Origin of the sequence: Deinococcus taeanensis (assembly GCF_020229735.1) — a bacterium.
Taxonomy (GTDB): domain Bacteria; phylum Deinococcota; class Deinococci; order Deinococcales; family Deinococcaceae; genus Deinococcus; species Deinococcus taeanensis.
The window spans coordinates 255,236-269,476 of record NZ_CP083458.1 but is presented as its reverse complement, the minus strand read 5'-3'; the positions used below and the strand labels follow the sequence as shown (position 1 = coordinate 269,476).

Here is a 14,241-nt window from a genome sequence, read left to right as displayed (position 1 = left end):
CCTTCATCGAGGGTCACTTGAGCGCCTCGGGGTGCAGGAAGCGGATCAGGGCGCGCAGGGCCTGCGGCAGCCGGGGCCCGGGCCGGCTCAGGGCGTCGCGTTCCTCCGGCGAGGGATTGAAGACCCGGCCGGCCGTGACGGCGCCCAGGCCCGCCCAGCCGGGGCGCCTGCGGGCGTCCTCAAGGGTCAGGCCGACCATGACCTGCGGGTTGGTTTTCACGATCAGTTCCGGGTCTAGTTTCGGAAAGTCGCCCAGGGCGGCCGGCACGATGGTGCGCCCGCCTGCCTTGGTGATCAGCGTGCCGATGAACGAGTTCGGGCCGACCGAGTAGGGGCTGGGGTCAATCTCGTAGTAGGTGCTGACCTTCGGCAGACGCGCCACGCTCTGCTGCAGGATGTTCAGGTCGCTGCGCATGCTGGTGACCAGCCGCGTGGCCCCCGCTTCGCGGTTCGTGAGTTTCCCCAGCACGGCGATCTTCTCGAACACCTCGTTGTAGGTCTGCCCGGTGCCGCCGTACACGGTGAGGCCTGCTGCGGCCAGCTTTTCCGTCAGTCGTGACCCGGCCGACTCGTCGGCCAGAACCAGATCCGGTTTCAGCGCCACGATCGCTTCCAGGTTCGGCTGGAATGCGCTGCCCATTTTCGGCAGGGCGTCCGTCACGGCGCGCGGGTAGTTGCTGAAGCGGTCCACCGCCACGAGCTTGCCGCCAGCGCCGATCGCCACAAGGGTTTCAGTGTGACTGGGCAGCATGGCAATAATGCGTTTCGGTTCATTTTTCAGCGTCACCGAGCGGCCCAGATCGTCTGTCACGGTCAGCGGGTACGACGTTGCGCCGGCCGCGGAGCCGAGGGTCAGGGCGAGCAGGGTCAGGCGTGAGGGAAGGTGCGGCATGAGGTCTCCGGTGTGCTCGGGAACGGGCAGACAGGAGCGGGCGCACAGGAAAAACCCGCTCCGGCCGGGGGGCCAGAGCGGGCGCACACGTGGACGGTCACGGTGGGGTTGAGGCTCAGGACACGGCCCTCTGACGGCGAGAGGTGCCCGCACGCGGCGGGCGTCCCTGAGTGGCATTCGGGCTCACCTTTTCAGGCATACCGCTGCGCGACAGCGCCGGAATCTCACCGGACTTCCCCAGACTCAGGTGCGCTGAAGGTAGCAGATTCACGCCGCGCGCGCCCACCCGCCGCGCCCGTGCCGGTTACCCGGGCCAGCGGGCGTCCGTCCACTTCCGGTCGCTGCGACTGCTTTCCACCGTCTTTTCGATGAAGTGCACGCCGCGCGCGCCGTCGGTCAGATCCGGGAACTGCGCGATCAGCGGGTCCGGCGCGCGGCCCTCGGCGCGCGCGCGGACCGCTTCGGCCACGCCGCGGTACAGGTTGGCGAAGGCCTCCAGGAACGCCTCGGGGTGCCCGGCCGGGAGCCGCGTGGCCGCCTGCGCCGCGGCGCTCAGGCCGGGTCCTCCGCGCGTCAGCGTCTGGCGGGGGGCGTCCCGGGGAACGTGGTGCAGCTGGTTGGGGTGCTCCTGGTCCCACGCGAGGCTGCCGTGCGTGCCGTACACCCGCAGCCGCAGGGCGTTCTCCTCGCCCAGCGCCACCTGCGAGCACAGCAGCACGCCGCGCGCTCCGCCCTGAAAGCGCAGCAGGACGCTGGCGTCGTCATCGAGGCGCCGGCCGGGCACGAAGGTCGTCAGGTCCGCGCACAGCGCCTCCAGGTGCAGGCCGGTCACGGTGGCGATCAGCTGTTCGGCGTGTGACCCGATGTCCCCCACCGCGCCGGCCACGCCGCTGCGGGCCGGGTCGGTGCGCCAGTCGGCCTGCTTCGAGTTCTGTTCTTCCAGGCGCGTGGCGAGCCACCCCTGGTGGTACTCCACGATCACCTTGCGGATCTCGCCCAGAGCGCCGTCGCGCACCAGGTCGCGCGCATGCCGGATCAGGGGGTACCCGGAGTAGTTGTACGTCACGGCGAATACCACGCCGCTCTGTGCCGCCACGCGCCGCAGCTCGTCCGCCTGCGCGCTGGTGTGCACCAATGGTTTGTCGCAGATCACGTGAATGCCGGCCTGTGCGAAGGCGCGCGCCACCGGGAAGTGCACGTGATTCGGCGTGACGATACTCACGGCGTCGATCCGCTCGCCGCTGGGGCGGGCCAGTTCACCGGCCAGCATGGCCTCCCAGGTGGGGTAGGTGCGGTCCAGGCCCAGCGCCGCGCCGGAGGCCAGGGCCCGCTCCGGCGTGCTGGACAGCGCGCCGGCCACCAGGGTCCACTCGCCGTCCAGGCGCGCGGCCGTGCGGTGCACCGCGCCGATAAAGGCGTCCTGACCGCCGCCCACCATGCCCAGCCGCAGCGGCCCGGACGGGCGCACAGCGGTCATGCGCGGTCCTGTCCGAACGCGGCGTCGAATGCGACGGCGGACGGCGGGAAGTCCAGCCGGCGCAGGAACGCCACGCTCTCGGTGGCGCCGTGCACGCGGTCCATCCGGCTGTCTTCCCATTCCACACTCAGCGGCCCGGCGTACCCGACGTCCCCCAGCGCCACGAGCACGTCCTCAAAGCGGATGTCCCCGCGGCCCACCGAGCGGAAATCCCAGTAGCGGCGCGGGTCGCCGAAGGTCGTATGCCCGCCGAACACCCCCACCTCGCCGCTGCCGTGGCCCCACCAGACGTCTTTCATGTGCGCGTGAAAGATCCGCTCCGGGAACGTCCGGATGAAGCGCACGTAATCCACGTGCTGGTAGGCGAGGTGGCTCGGGTCGTAGTTGAACCCGAAGCGGCGGTGCCTGCCCACGGCCGCCAGGGCCCGCTGCGCCGTGGCGATGTCAAAGGCGATCTCGGTGGGGTGCACCTCCAGCGCGAAGTTCACGTCCGCGTCGTCGAAGGCGTCGAGGATCGGCCCGAAGCGCCGGGCAAAGTCCTCGAACCCGGCGTCCCAGTCGGCCTGCGTGGTGGGCGGGAAGGCGTACAGCAGGGGCCAGATGCTGGAGCCGGTAAAGCCGTTCACGACCTTCACCCCGAACGCGGCGGCCGCGCGGGCCGTGTCGGTGAGTTCCTGCGCGGCCCGCTGGCGGACGCCCTCGGGGTCGCCGTCCCCCCACACGTGCGGCGGAAGAATCTCGCGGTGACGGTGATCGATGCGGTCGCACACCGCCTGGCCCACGAGGTGGTTGCTGATCGCCACGCACTGCAGGCCGTGAGCGGCGAGCAGCTCGCGCCGGCCCTGCACGTACGCCGGGTCGCGCAGGGCGGCCTGCACGTCGAAATGGTCGCCCCAGCAGGCGAGTTCCAGGCCGTCGTAGTCCATCTTCCGGGCGAGCGGCGCAAGGTCGGCGAGGGGCAGGTCGGCCCACTGGCCGGTAAACAGGGTCATGAGTCGCGGCATGCAAAACCTCCAGGGGTAAATCGATTCAGACTACCCCCGCCCCCCCCGGCGGCGTCCACCCCGCCTGCAAAGCCGAGTGCGCCGCCCCCACATGTGTTCCAATTGAGCGGCCCGAGGCCCCCATGACTGAATCCCGCCGACCCCGCCTGATCGACCTGTCCGTCACGCTCAGCAACGACACCGCAGCGTTTGAACCCAACCCTCACCAGATCACGTACACCGACCACGCCCAGGCCGCGCAGGCCATTCCGGCCCTGATGGGCCTGAGTGCCGCGCAGGCCGCGCGCCTCATGCCCCGCGGCCACCTCTGGAGCGTCGAGACGGTCACGCTCTCCACCCACTCGGGCACGCACGTGGACGCCCCCTACCACTACGGGCCCCGCATGGCGGACGGCGGCGCCCCGCTTACCATCGACCAGGTGCCCCTCGACTGGTGCTACGGCCCCGGCGTGTGCCTGGACTTCACGCACAAGAGCCCCGGTGACGGCATCACCGACACGGACGTGGACCGCGAACTGCGCCGCATCGGGCATGACCTGCAGCCCGGCGATATAGTCCTGACCCACACAGGCGCCAGCCGGCACTTTCACGAACCCGGCTACGAGCACCGCCACGCCGGGTACACCCGCGCCGGGCTCGCCTGTCTCGTCGAGCGGGGCGTGCGCCTGATCGGCACCGACGCCTGGGGCATCGACCGACCCTTCCCCGCGCTGCTCAAGGACGCTGCCGCCGGGACCGCGGAGTTCTGGGAAGCGCACCTCTACGGCCTCGAGCGCCCATACCTCCAGATTGAGAAGCTCAGCAACCTCGACCAGCTGCCTGGCCCCACCGGCTTTACGGTCAGCGCCTTTCCGGTGAAGGTGCAGGGGGCGAGTGCTGCCTGGGCGCGCGTGGTGGCCCTTATTCCCTGAGGCCCGCCGTGATCGAGCGGGTGCTGGCGCACCGGCCGCAGCGGGAACGCTGCCGGTCTGTACCCCGCTGTGGCCCCCGCCGGTCAGGACACGTGCGGCGCCTCGCGGACCGTGTCGCGGCCAGCGGACTTCGCCGCGTACATGGCCGCGTCGGCGTCTTTCAGGATCTCCTCCGGACTCTGCTCGCCCGTCACCAGGGCCACGCCGATACTGGCGGTCACGCGCAGACCCGGGGCAACCTCGGCCCAGCCGAGGTCCGCCAGCCGTTCCCCAATCCTCAGGCATACGCGCCGCGCCTCGTCCACGCGCAGGCCCTCGAGCAGCAGCAGGAATTCCTCCCCGCCGTACCGCGCCAGGGTGTCGACCTCGCGGATGGCGAGCGTCACCTCGCGGGCCACGCGCCGCAGAACCTCGTCACCCGCCGCGTGCCCAAAGCGGTCGTTCACGCTCTTGAAGTGATCGATGTCCAGCAGCGCCACCACACTCGGGCGGCCCCGCTTGGCGGCCGCCCAGAGTTGCTCCAGGCGCTGCAAGGCCGCCGCGCGGTTCGGAATGCCGGTCAGCGGATCGCGCAGCGCCGCTTCCGCAAAGGCCCGGGCGCGCACCTCCGCCTCCTGCGCCTGCCGCTCAATGGCCCGCAGGCGCGCGCCCTGCTGGAAGAACGCCCGGTAGATGCCCTCGGTTTCCTCGGTCAGCGTGCGCTGCACCTCGTACGCTTCGCGCCAGTGTCCCTGCGCGGCCAGGGCAGCCGCCACCTGCTGCCGGGCGTGCACCGCGCGCAGTTCCTGCTGACCGCGGAACAGGGCCGAAGCGCGCGCCGCGTCCCGCGCCACGTCCGCCCACGCGCCGGTCAGGGCGAGCAGTTCCGCGCGCCCCAGCAGCGCCCGCGCCAGCTGAGCGTCCACGCCGGAATGCTCGCTGAGATTCACGCGCTCGTCGGCCAGCGTGCGCGCGCGCCTCAGGTCGCCGCGCTGCGTGGCCGCCGCAGTGAGTGCGTCGAGCACCTCGTGAATCCAGCGGCGGGTGGCGGGCGGGTCCACGCTGGACTGCAGGCGTTCCAGGGCCGCCACGGACACCGCGAGCTGCGCCTCGATCTCACTGCGCACCTGCTCCAGCTGCTCCGCGCGGTCCTGGTCGGTGCCCTGGCCCATCAGGGCGCACGCCGCCGCTTTCGTGAAGTTCACGTGGAAGGTCTGCTGTAGTTCGGGGCCGTACTCGTCCGACTGGCGCAGGCCCTCCCCGTACGGGGAGCGCAGCAGGGCGTTCAGGCGCAGCGCGCCGGTCACGTACGCGCCGCGTTCCATGTCGTGATGCGCGGCATTCACGTTCACGAGCGCGACGCCGCGCGCGTCGCGCGCAGACCGGGCCAGGGCCTCCGCTTCACGGAAGTGCCCGGCCGCGCCGACCTCGTCGTACCCTTCGGCCATGACCAGCGCGATGGTCACGTGCGCCTTGGCCTGCAGGGACAGGTCCGCAGTGCGCCGCGCGTCGTCCAGGCACGCCACGGCGTGCGTCATGGCGAGCGCCGTGTCGCCCAGGTCCAGCGCCGTGTACGCTGCGTCGCGGCGCGTCAGGGCCCGCCTCGCGGGGTCCGGTTCACGTTCGGCCGCCTGTTGCAGCTGCAACAGCTCCCGCGCGAGCGTCTGCGCGTTCATGCCGCTGACGCTCACGCGGGGCGCTCCGCGTCCGGCTGCGCCGCGCCGGGCAGGCCTGCGTCCAGCCAGTTCAGGAAGGCGCGCACCACCAGCGGGTCGAACTGTGTGCCCGCCTGCGCTTTCAGGTGCGCGCGTGCCTGCGTCTCGGTCCACGCCCGGCGGTACGAGCGGTCGCTGCGCAGGGCGTCCCACACGTCAATCACCGCGAAGATCCGCGCAGGCAGCGGAATGGCCTCGCCGCGCAGGCCCAGCGGGTACCCGCCGCCGTTCCAGTGCTCATGGTGCGCGTACGGGATGTCCAGCGCCGGGCGCAGAAACCCGATCGCCTTGAGCAGGTCCCGTGCCAGCACCGGGTGACGTTTCATGACGGTCCATTCTGCCTCATCCAGCGGCCCGGGTTTCAGCAGGATCGCGTCCGGGATGCCCATCTTGCCGATATCGTGCAGCAGCGCCCCGCGCCGCAGGTGCACCAGCTGCGGCTCCGGCACCCCCATGCGCCGCGCAAGCGCAACACTCAGGTTCGTGACCCGCTGGCTGTGCCCCTCGGTTTCCCGGTCACGCAGGTCCAGCGCGCGTGCCCAGCCGGCAATGGTTTCATCGTACGCGGCGCGCAGCTCGTCGTGAGAGCAGCGCAGTTCGTTCAGCAGCGCCACGTTCGCCAGGGCCGTGCCCGCCTGCGACGCCACCGTTTCCAGGGCCCGCCGGTCCTCGTCATCAAAGGCACTCACGCGTTCGCTCTCCACGTTCAGCACACCCCACACCACGCCGCTCACGTGCACCGGCACGACCAGTTCGCTGCGCACGCTGTCGTGCCGCCCCAGGTACCGGGAGTCCTGGTGGACGTCCGGTACCAGAACTGAGCGCCCGGTGCTCACGCACGCGCCGATCAGACCCTGGCCGGGCGGCAGCCGGGCGGCGGGCAGGTGTCGCCGCGCCGCTTCCCGCGACACGGACACCACCGAGCCGTCCGGTTCGAGTTTTCCCACCTGCACGAACGGGTGAGCAAGACGCTGCTCAATCAGGTCCACCACATGGCGCGCCACGTCCTCCTCGGTGCGGGCACGCTGGAGTTCCTGCCCGGTGGCGTGCATCAGCGTGAGTTCCTGCACGCGCCGTTCCAGGTGCCGCTGTGTGGTCCGGGCCACAGTGACGTTCCGCACGTGAATCACCACGCCCTGCACGGCCGGGTCGTGCAGCAGGTTGTGCGCGTGCGCCTCAAGCCACACCAGTTGCCCCGCCGCGTGCCACACCCGGAACGTCACGGCCGCAGAACCGCCCGGCACGCGCCTGAGGTCCGTCATGGCGGCGTTCACGGCCCCGAGGTCATCACGGTGAATGCCCCGGTCGTACCTTTCGCCGATCAGCGCTTCGGGCGGGTAGCCCAGCAGGGTGCTCGACGCCGCGCTCTGGTACCGGATCAGACCCTGTTCGTCCACCACGGAGATCACGTCGGTGCTCTGATCAGTGACCGTGCGCAGCATCGCCTCGCGCGAGGCGAGGTCCTGCTGGGTGCGCATACGCGACAGCAGCGTGCCCCACAGCGCGCCCACCGTGCCCAGGACCTCCAGATTACCGAGATCCGGGCGGGGCGTGCGGAACAGCAGGTTCACGGTGCCCACCAGCGCCGGGCCGTTGTACAGGCCAAAATTCACAAGGTGCTGGGCTCCCAGCCGGGTGTAGCTGCGTTCCGCCGGTCCCGTCCAGTCGGGCGAGGGGACCGGCGCGCTGATCCACGCCCCGGCCTGCAGCAGCGCCTCCCAGGCGGGTTCCATGATCTGTACGTGGTGCACGTCCATCAGGGGGTGCTCACCCACCTGACTGAGCAGCCGGTACTCCTGGTCCGAATGCCGCAGGTGCAGCATGCCCAGGTCCGCTTCCAGCCGCCCGGCCAGGAACGCCAGACCGCCGTGACACAGGGCGTCCGGGTCCGGCTGCGCCAGCAGGAAGCGGGTGGTGTCCAGCAGCAGGCTGTGGGCGAAGTCGGCCGTCATGCCTGCGCGTATGGTACTGCCTTCCCCCCCCGGCCCGGGCGCCGGAACAGGCGGCGCGCCGGCCCTTCCCTGGGGGCCGGCGCGCGGGGGAGGCCGGAGGCTCAGTTGCCGGCGTTCACTGCGGCGTTCTGCTGGCGGCGCTGCGCCAGTTCACGTTCCTTCAGGGCTTCCGCCGCGAAGAAGGACCCCACGACGGCCACGAGGGCAAGCCCCTGAAGAATCACGCCTTCCCACGTGGCGTGCAGGCCCAGCCACAGGCCCAGCCCGGCCGGCAGGTCCAGCGGCAGCGGGTGTACCGGCAGCCAGCCCACCAGCTGCAGGGTGTGCACGGTGTTGCCCACCATGACCCCCAGCACCGCGGCGATCAGGACGCCCGTCCAGACCAGGAGCTTCTTCATGGGCAGTTTCGCCTGCCACATGAACACCAGCAGGCCGACGCCGAGCACCGCGGCGAGCCCCGCGGCCGTGCCGCCCAGCACCGCGCCCGGCCCGGCCTGCAGCACCAGCGACTGCAGGAACAGCACCGTCTCGAAGCCTTCGCGGTAGATGCTGGTGAAGCCCAGCACGGCCAGGCCGATCCATTGCGCGCGCATGGCCTGCGCCGCCCCGCCGCGCGTGAGTTCGTGCTTGTGCTTCTGGAACGCCGCCATGCGGTCGGTCCAGTACACCTGATGGAAGAACCAGTTCATGATCAGCAGCAGCACGCCGATGGCGATCACGCTGACCACCGCCTCGAGTTTCTCGCCGTAGCGGCCCAGCAGCGACAGCGCGCCCTGCATCACGAACCACGTAACGGCCGTCGCGCCGAACGCCGCGGCGGCGCCCAGCCACATCGGGCGGCGCAGGCGCACCAGTTCTCCCCTGCGCAGGCTGCCCATTAGGGCCGCCAGGATCAGCACCGCCTCGAGCCCCTCGCGGAACACGATGATGCCGGCGTTCGTGGCCACCGCGGTGGGGGCCACGTCCGTGCCGAGAATCCGGCCGACCTCGCGCAGCGTGACGGTCAGGGCCGCGCGGGTTTCGCTGAACTCGGCGGGACTGCCGTGCTCACGGATCAGCGTGGCCAGGCCACGCGGGTGGGTGCCGTTCCAGATCTGCCCTTCAAGTGCCGCTTTCAGGTCCGGGTTAAACACGGCGATGCGCGCCTCCGTGCCACTCTCGAGCAGCGCGTACGCGTCCAGGCGGGCCGTTTCGGCCGCCGCCCAGTCGCCGCTGGCGGCGGCGGCCACCACGGCGTCGAGCTGCGTGCGGATCACGTCGAGATCGGCATCGGGCCGGGCCTGCTGCCAGGCGGGCGGGAACGCCGCGCGCACCTGGGCGAGCAGCGCGTTCACTTCAGCGCTCAGGGCGTCCGTGGAGGGCACGGCCTGCTCGAGGGCTTCGGGCGTGAGGTGTTCGTTCAGGGCCGCGAAACCGGCGCTCAGCCCGCGGGACTGCGCGGCGTCGGGGATCAGGGGCGCGAGGTCCGCCAGGGCGGCGCGGGCGCCGTTCAGGAAGGTGCGGGCCTCGTGAAGTTCGACCTCCTGCGTGACGAGCGTGCGCTCACCGCTGCGCTGAACGCCGCGGGCGTACTCCACGGGCACCAGTGACAGGAACCGCGTGACCTGCGCGGCGCGCGCGCCAACCTCCCGCTCGCTCAGCGGGGCGGCGCGGAAGCCGCCGAGTGCAGCGTTCACCTGAGGGAGGCTGCCGGGCAGCGCCGCGAGCTGCGCCTGCACGGCGCGGCGGGCGGCTGCGCCGCGCTGCTGGGCGTAGGCGGGGGCGAGCAGGGTGAAGTACCCCTGCGCCAGCGCCGCCTGCTCGGCCGCCAGGGTGCGGAAGCCGCGCGACTGACTGAACTGCAGTTCACGCAGGGCGTCCTGCAGGCGCGCCTGGTAGCCGTCGAGCGTGTCAGACCGCACGGTCTCCAGCGCCGCCTGCGGCGTGACGCGCCCGGCCGCGAGGTCCTCCAGTGCGGTGGTGGCGTCGGCGTTCAGGCGCGTGAGGCTGCTCGCCACGCGGTACTCGCGCGCCGCCAGCCAGTCGCGGGCCTCATTGACGCGCCCGCCCAGCACCGCGCCTTCCAGGCCGCGCTGCGCGCCGCCGAGCAGCGCCGTCCAGGCCTGGGCGCGCGCGCGCGCCAGGCCGGGTTCGTCACCGCGTGCCGCGGCCTGCTCGGCGCTCAGAAGCGCCGCGCTGACTGCCTCAGCCTCGGCCGGCGCGGCGGCGCGCCAGGGGTCACGCACGGTCTGCCACGCGCCACTGGCTTCGCGCACCAGCCGGGCCGCCTCAGCCGGATCGAAGCTGACTTCCAGCGCGGCGTCGGCCAGCCGGGCACGCAGCGTTTCGGCCGGCGTGGCGAGGTCAGCCGCCGCCGCGCTGCCCGTGAGGGCCGCGGCGATCAGGCTCAGGACCCGGGCGCGCATCACTGAACCTTGACGCCCAGCAGCGCGGCAGCCTGGGTCAGGCGGCCGGTGATGACCGTCGCGCGGTTCTGCGCTTCCTTCTGGAGTTGCTCGGCCTGCTCGGGCGTGTACCGGCGCGCCTGTTCCCGCGCGTTGAGTTTGTTCACGAAGGCCGCAAGTTCCGTGAGGCCGGAGCGGATCTGGGCGTCGAGCGTGGCACTCCGGCCGCGCACATCGGCGCTCAGGCCGGTGTACATGGCCTGCCAGGAGGCCACGTTGCCCTGCAGGTCCTGCAGGCGGGAGATCACCACGAAGTCCTGGCGGGCGCTTTTGGCCCCCAGCACGAAGGGACTGCTCTTCCAGTCCTCGAAGAACACCGGGCCGACGGTAGGGACGTTCCCGACCAGCGCGCCGAACACGTCGCTGCGGGTGGGCGTCCAGGCGCGCGCCGCTTTCTGAAGGGCCAGCGTCTGGGTGTGCAGGGCGGTGGCCGCAGCCTTGAGGACGCCCGCGTCGGGCAGCTGGTCCCCGAAATCGATGCGGCCGTTGCCGTTCACGTCGAAAGGCACGCCGCTGCTGTAGGTCCTGACGGTGCCCCACAGGGTGCCCTCGTTCACGCCGAAGAGGTTGCCGGGTTTTTTCAGCACCTTGCCGTTGGGAAGGGTCAGGTCGAAGGTCACGGCGTCCTCACCGCTGCTGGTGCCCGCGTCGAGGTTCACGTCAAAGTCGGCCAGGACGCTCACGCCGGCCACGATGCCCTCAATGGTCTCGTAGGCGGGGCTGGCTTTCTGCCACCCGGCGCGGGCGCGCTGCAGGGTCTGGCGCACCCCGGGGTCCCTGGCCAGGGCGCGGTAGTCGAAGTTCACTTTCTGCGCAGCGGTGTAATACGTGTCGGCGGCCGCCTGAAGGGCCGCGGTGCCGCTCGCCTGGGTGCTGAGGTGACGGTCAAGGTAGGTGCGGACGCCGCTGAGGTCGGCGGCCTGGGCGGCGCCGAGGGTCAGGGCGGCGGTGAGGAGGGCAGGGCGGAACATGCCCGAATCATGATTAATCCGACCAGTACTGTCAAGTTTGGTGTCTGCGGCAACACTGCCCGACGCACTGAGGCACAACTCCCAAGAGCTGTTCACGCCCCTCAGAACGTCCCGCCACATCCCACGCGCACGCTGAACCGCAACAGGAGGCCCCATGACTGACCGTAACCCCAGCCCACCCACCAGCGACGCCATCCCTGCCCCGACCGATCCCTCAGCCCACGGCGGGCAGACGCCCACCTCTGAGTCGCACGACCCGTCCGGCCCGCCCACCGCGCCGCAGGAGCAGCAAGGCGGCACACACGGCCGGCCCAGTGACGACAGCGACCCCGGCCACAGCTGAGCGCCACCCCACTCCATCGGGGAGGCAGCGGGTCGCCATTCATCCACGGGCTGCGCCGGTCGTAAAGAGCCCGGTAAGAGGCGGCCGGTCAGACTGACGTGGTGCTTGCCCCCAGCGCCACTCCCTCCGCCGCTGCCGAAACGCGTCAGCGTCTCGACCTGCTGCTGACCCGCGCGGACCCGCTGGTCGTGTCAGACGTGGCGGCCGCGCAGCGCCTGCTGCTGGAAGCGCATACCCTGGCCTGCACGCTCGGTGACGTGGCCGCCCAGGCGCAGGCCCTGGTGCTGCTGGGCGGCACCTACGTCTTTACCTCGCAGCTGCCGGCCGCCCTGAACACCTACCATGAGGCGCACGCCGCCGCGCGCAGCGCCGGGTCAGCTGCGCTGGAGGCCCGCGCCGTGAACGGCCTCGGGCTGGCGAGCATGATGCTCGGGGAGTACGGCGCGGCCATGGAACACTATCTGACCAGCCTGCGGATCGCCCAGCAGCACGGCGACGACCTGGGGCATGCCCGCACGCTGGGCAACATCGGGACCATTCACACGGAACTCGGCGACCATGAGCTGGCGCTGCAGGCCTTCAGGCAGGTGCAGACACTCGCTGAGCAGGCCGGACACGCGGTGATCCACTCGAGCGGCACCGTCAACCTGGCGTTCGGCCTCGCGGGCCTCGGCCGGTACGCAGAGGCCCTGCAGGTGGCCGAGGAGCACCTGCCCCGCATCAGGGCGCTGGGCCTGCGCCAGCACGAGGTGGCGCTGTACGTGAGCGTGATGACCTGCCTCGTGGAAACCGGTGACTGGGCCGGTGCCCGGGAGCTCGGCAACCGCGCGCTCCCTCTGGCCGCCGAGGTGGGTGACCTTGAGGTTCTGGCGCAGCTGCGGACCAGCTACGGCCGGGTTCTCGCCCAGGCGGGTGACGAGGCTGGGGCCGAGACGCAGTTCCGTCAGGCGCTCACGCTGGCGCAGAACCACGGCCTGAAACCTCAGGAACGCGGCGCCCTTCAGCACCTGAGCGAGCTGTGCGCCCGGCGGCAGGACTGGCAGGCCGCCTTTGAGTACTCGCAGGCCCATCATCAGCTGGAGCGTACCCTGCACACCCGCGACACCGACCGCCGCACCCAGGTGCTGAGCGTGCAGATGCAGGTGGATCTCCTCCGGCGTGAAGCGCAGCTGCACAAAAGCGAAGCGGAACTCGGGCAGCTGCGCAGCCAGGAGCTCGCCCGCGCAAATTCCGCCCTGCAGGAGGCGCGCGATCACCTCGCGTACCGCGCCTCGCACGATCCCCTGACCGGGCTGGCGAACCGGTCGTGTTTCCTGGACGAAGCGCCCCGGCTCCTCGCCCAGCTGGGCGACACCCTCCTCGGGGTCCTGTTCATTGACCTGGACCGTTTCAAGCAGATCAACGACACCCTCGGTCACGACGCCGGCGACGAACTCCTCAAGGAGGTCGGGGTGCGCCTGCGTCAGGTGGTGCGGGCCGGTGACCTTGTCGCCCGCATGGGCGGCGACGAGTTCACGCTCCTGCTCCCTGGCCTGCGTGCCCCTGAGGACGCAGAACACGTCGCGCACAAGGTGCTGCAGGCCCTGTCCCGGCCCTTTCCCCTGTACGGGTACGAACTGTACGTGACCGCCTCCATCGGCGTAACGATCGGCCCCCTCGACGGGACGGACATCACCACCCTCCAGAAGCACGCGGACGTCGCCATGTACCGGGCGAAGGCCGACGGCAAGAACGGTGTGCGCACCTTCACGTCGCGCATGGCTGAGGAAACCAGTGAACGCGTTGTCCTGGAGCGCGACCTGCGCGAAGGGCTGCGCCGCGGCGAATTCCTGCTGCATTACCAGCCGCAGTACCACGCCCTCTCCGGGCGGCTCCTGGGCTTCGAGGCGCTGGTCCGCTGGCAGCACCCCACACAGGGCGTCATTTCCCCGGCGCGGTTCATCCCGGTGGCTGAGGACAGCGAGCTGATCGTCCCGCTCGGCCAGTGGGTGCTGCGTGAGGCCTGCTTGCAGGCCTCACGCTGGCGAGCCAACGAGCGGGCCTTCACGGTCAGCGTGAACGTGAGCGCCCTGCAGTTCCGTCAGCCCGACTTCGTGCAGCAGGTGGAAGCGGCGCTCCACGAGACCGGCCTGCACCCACAGCAGCTCATCCTGGAACTCACCGAGACGGCCGTTCTGCGCGACGTCAGCACCGCCGTCCGGCACCTCATGACGCTGCGCGCTCTGGGCGTCGGCGTGGCGCTGGACGACTTCGGCACCGGGCACAGCAGCCTGAGCCTGCTTCACCAGCTGCCGCTGGACCACCTGAAGATAGACCGCTCGTTCATCAGCAGCGACGCCGAAAGCAGCGCACACACGGAGTCCTCCTGGGCCCTGGTCGACGTCATGGTGACCCTCGCGCACCGCCTGGGCCTGCGCGTGACGGCTGAAGGTGTGGAAACCAGCACCCAACGCGACCGCCTGCACGCCCTGGGGTGCGATATCCTCCAGGGGTTCCTGCTCTCCAGACCCCTGCCGGCCGATCAGGCCCAGAGCCTGCTGGACCGGTCCTGAC

General features: G+C 71.0%; 10 protein-coding genes and 1 riboswitch. Of the genes, 3 read left to right on the top strand and 7 right to left on the bottom strand.

Annotation, left to right across the window (positions count from 1 at the left end):
* Nucleotides 1-13: 13 nt before the first annotated feature.
* The 3 genes from LAJ19_RS18945 to LAJ19_RS18935 form a co-directional block, all read right to left on the bottom strand.
* A complete protein-coding gene (locus LAJ19_RS18945; RefSeq protein WP_225524058.1) occupies nt 14-892 on the bottom strand; it encodes an ABC transporter substrate-binding protein in 879 nt (292 codons plus the stop codon).
* Nucleotides 893-1,044: 152 nt separating this feature from the next.
* Nucleotides 1,045-1,154: riboswitch (cobalamin riboswitch) on the bottom strand.
* Between the two features lie 42 nt (nt 1,155-1,196).
* A complete protein-coding gene (locus LAJ19_RS18940) occupies nt 1,197-2,369 on the bottom strand; it encodes a Gfo/Idh/MocA family protein (RefSeq protein ID WP_225524057.1) in 1,173 nt (390 codons plus the stop codon).
* Nucleotides 2,366-3,373, bottom strand: a complete 1,008-nt coding sequence (locus LAJ19_RS18935; RefSeq protein ID WP_225524056.1) for a sugar phosphate isomerase/epimerase family protein — start codon at nt 3,371-3,373, stop codon at nt 2,366-2,368. Before LAJ19_RS18935 ends, LAJ19_RS18940 begins: the two co-directional genes overlap by 4 nt.
* Before the next feature lie 122 nt (nt 3,374-3,495).
* Between LAJ19_RS18935 and LAJ19_RS18930 the strand changes: the two genes are divergently transcribed.
* Nucleotides 3,496-4,284: a cyclase family protein gene (locus tag LAJ19_RS18930; RefSeq protein WP_225524055.1), complete on the top strand. Its 789-nt coding sequence runs from the start codon at nt 3,496-3,498 to the stop codon at nt 4,282-4,284.
* A gap of 83 nt (nt 4,285-4,367) precedes the next feature.
* On the opposite strand, the gene LAJ19_RS18925 is transcribed toward LAJ19_RS18930, so the two are convergent.
* The 4 genes from LAJ19_RS18925 to LAJ19_RS18910 all read right to left on the bottom strand — a co-directional run bounded on the left by LAJ19_RS18925 (nt 4,368) and on the right by LAJ19_RS18910 (nt 11,345).
* The gene (locus LAJ19_RS18925; RefSeq protein WP_225524054.1) at nt 4,368-5,954 is read right to left on the bottom strand and encodes a GGDEF domain-containing protein; all 1,587 of its coding nucleotides are present in this window, start codon (nt 5,952-5,954) and stop codon (nt 4,368-4,370) included.
* The gene (locus LAJ19_RS18920; protein WP_225524053.1) at nt 5,951-7,930 is read right to left on the bottom strand and encodes an HD domain-containing phosphohydrolase; all 1,980 of its coding nucleotides are present in this window, start codon (nt 7,928-7,930) and stop codon (nt 5,951-5,953) included. Before LAJ19_RS18920 ends, LAJ19_RS18925 begins: the two co-directional genes overlap by 4 nt.
* 101 nt (nt 7,931-8,031) lie before the next feature.
* Nucleotides 8,032-10,335, bottom strand: coding sequence for an FTR1 family iron permease (locus LAJ19_RS18915; RefSeq protein WP_225524052.1), 2,304 nt, complete (start codon nt 10,333-10,335; stop codon nt 8,032-8,034).
* On the bottom strand, nt 10,335-11,345 hold the full coding sequence (locus tag LAJ19_RS18910) for an imelysin family protein (protein WP_225524051.1): 1,011 nt from the start codon (nt 11,343-11,345) through the stop codon (nt 10,335-10,337). The genes LAJ19_RS18915 and LAJ19_RS18910 overlap by 1 nt, the downstream gene beginning before the upstream one ends.
* A gap of 154 nt (nt 11,346-11,499) precedes the next feature.
* Here LAJ19_RS18910 and LAJ19_RS18905 point away from each other — a divergent pair, with 154 nt between their 5' ends.
* Both LAJ19_RS18905 and LAJ19_RS18900 read left to right on the top strand, forming a co-directional pair.
* Nucleotides 11,500-11,688 carry a hypothetical protein gene (locus LAJ19_RS18905; RefSeq protein ID WP_225524050.1) on the top strand — a complete coding sequence of 63 codons (189 nt, stop codon included), beginning with the start codon at nt 11,500-11,502 and terminating at the stop codon, nt 11,686-11,688.
* A 101-nt stretch (nt 11,689-11,789) separates the two neighbouring features.
* A complete protein-coding gene (locus LAJ19_RS18900; protein ID WP_225524049.1) occupies nt 11,790-14,240 on the top strand; it encodes an EAL domain-containing protein in 2,451 nt (816 codons plus the stop codon).
* Nucleotide 14,241: the final 1 nt, after the last annotated feature.